The sequence below is a fragment of the Falsiroseomonas sp. RANM36 genome, assembly GCF_056682175.1.
The window spans coordinates 168,200-170,467 of the sequence record NZ_JBWXTD010000002.1; the positions used below are offsets into that span (position 1 = coordinate 168,200).

Below are 2,268 nucleotides of genomic sequence, written 5' to 3' on the forward strand. Positions count from 1 at the left end.
GCGCGGGGGGGGGGGGGCCCCCCCCCCCCCCGGCCGGGGGGGGGCGCCCCCGCGGGGGGGGGGCCCCCCCCGACCTGCTGCGCCGGGTCGGCTTCAACGTGGACCTGCAGGCGATGGACTGGGGCACGCACATCCAGCGCCGCAACAACCGCGGCCCGGTGGACCAGGGCGGCTGGAGCCTGTTCTGCACCACCTGGGAAGGGCTCGACGTCTCGGTGCCCGGCAGCCACCAGCCGATCCGCGGCCATGGCGCGCCGGCCTGGGCGGGCTGGCCGACGATCCCGCGCCTCGAGGAATTGCGCGAGGCCTGGTTCGAGGCGCCGGACCTCGATGCCGAGAAGCGCATCGCGCAGGAGATGCAGCGCGTGGTGTGGCAGGAGGTGCCGTTCATCCCGCTCGGCCAGGTGCTGCCCTCGATGGCCTATCGGCGCAGCATCACCGGCGTGGTGAAGGGCGGCCCCGCGCTGTTCTGGGGCGTGCGGCGCGCCTGATTGCGCTGCGCCATCGCACCGGGCCCGGCATGGCACGCGCCGTGCTGGGCATCTGGCCGGGCGAGGCCGGCGACCGGAAAACCGCCTGCGGGGCGCTGGTGCTCCGCCCAGGAATGAGGCAGGTTGCCCGCCCGCCGGGCATGGACCAATAGGAGACGTGTTGATGGATCGCAGGTCGTTCCTGAAGGCCGGCGCCGCCGCCGGTGCGGTGGCCGCAACGGGCGGGCTTTCGGCCCCCGCCTACAGCCAGGCCGCCGGCCGCACGCTGCGCTTCGTGCCGCAGGCGAACCTTGCGAATTTCGATCCGATCTGGACGACGCAGTACGTGGTCCGCAACGCCTCGGTGATGGTGTGGGACACGCTCTACGGCTTCGACGACAAGCTGCAGCCGCAGCGCCAGATGGTGGAAGGCGAGGAGGTCAGCCAGGACGGCAAGACCTGGACCTTCAAGCTGCGCGAGGGGCTGAAGTTCCACGACGGCGAGCCGGTGCGCTCGCGCGACGTCGTCGCCTCGCTGACGCGCTGGATGCCGCGCGACCCGATGGGCCAGCTGCTGCGGCGCCTCAGCGACGAGCTGGTGGCGGTGGATGACCGCACCTTCCGCTGGCGGCTCTCCGCGCCCTTCCCGAAGATGACGATGGCGCTCGGCAAGAACGCGACGCCGATGGCCTTCATCATGCCGGAGCGCATCGCCAAGACCGATCCCTTCCAGCAGATCAACGAGTATGTCGGCTCCGGCCCGTTCCGCTTCGTGCGCAACGAGTGGGTGCCGGGCGCGAAGGCCGTGTTCGCGAAGTTCGACGGCTATGTGCCGCGGAACGAGCCCGGAAGCTGGCTGGCCGGCGGCAAGCGGGCGCTGGTGGACCGGGTGGAATGGGTGGTCATGCCCGATCCGGCGACCGCCTCCGCCGCGCTGCAGAACGGCGAGGTGGACTGGTGGGAGAACCCGATCACCGACCTCGTGCCGGTGCTGCGGCGCAACCGCAACATCCAGGTCGACATCGCCGATCCGCTGGGCAACATCGGCGCCTTCCGCATGAACCACCTGCACCCGCCCTTCAACAACGTGAAGGTGCGCCAGGCGGTGATGACGGCGCTGAGCCAGGAAGACTACATGACCGCGCTGGTCGGCAGCGACCGCAACCTCTGGAAGGTGATGGGCGGCTACTTCACGCCCGGCACGCCGCTCTACACCGAGGAGGGCGGCGAGATGATGAAGATGGCGAACATGGAGCGCGGCCGCCAGCTGCTGCGGGAATCGGGCTACAATGGCGAGCCGGTGATCTGCATCGTCGCGCAGGACCAGCCGATCACCAAGGCGCAGGGCGACGTCACCGCCGACCTGCTGAAGCGGCTGGGCATGAATGTCGATTTCGTCGCGACCGACTGGGGCACCGTCGGCCAGCGCCGCGCGATGAAGAACCCGCCGAACCAGGGCGGCTGGGGCATGTTCCACACCTGGCATGCCGGTGCGGACGCCATCAACCCGGTGATCTACAACGCGGTCCGCGCCAATGGCGACGGCGCCTGGTTCGGCTGGCCCAATGTGCCGGCGGTGGAGGCCGAGGTGCCGAACTGGCTCGCCGCCAGCACGCTCGAGCAGGAGCGCGCGGCGATCGGCCGCCTGAACCGCGCGGCGGTGGAGAACGTGGTCTATTGCCCGACCGGCTTCTTCCTGGGCTACCAGGCCTGGCGGCGGAACGTCTCGGGCATCGTCAAGGGCCCGATTCCCTTCGCCTGGGGCGTGTCGAAGTCGTGAGTCGCGGGCCGGCCGGGC

At 70.9% G+C, this 2,268-nt stretch carries 1 protein-coding gene and 1 pseudogene; both read left to right on the forward strand.

What is annotated here, in order from left to right:
* Positions 1-491: pseudogene (locus AC1MIR_RS01700) on the forward strand (hypothetical protein); the annotation flags it as partial.
* A gap of 163 nt (positions 492-654) precedes the next feature.
* A complete protein-coding gene (locus tag AC1MIR_RS01705) occupies positions 655-2,250 on the forward strand; it encodes an ABC transporter substrate-binding protein (protein WP_480026458.1) in 1,596 nt (531 codons plus the stop codon).
* The last annotated feature ends 18 nt before the right edge of the window (positions 2,251-2,268 follow it).

Excerpts from the sequence above, each read along its gene's own strand:
- AC1MIR_RS01705 (WP_480026458.1), top strand. The coding sequence starts at position 655 with ATGGATCGCAGGTCGTTCCTGAAGGCCGGCGCCGCCGCCGGTGCGGTG.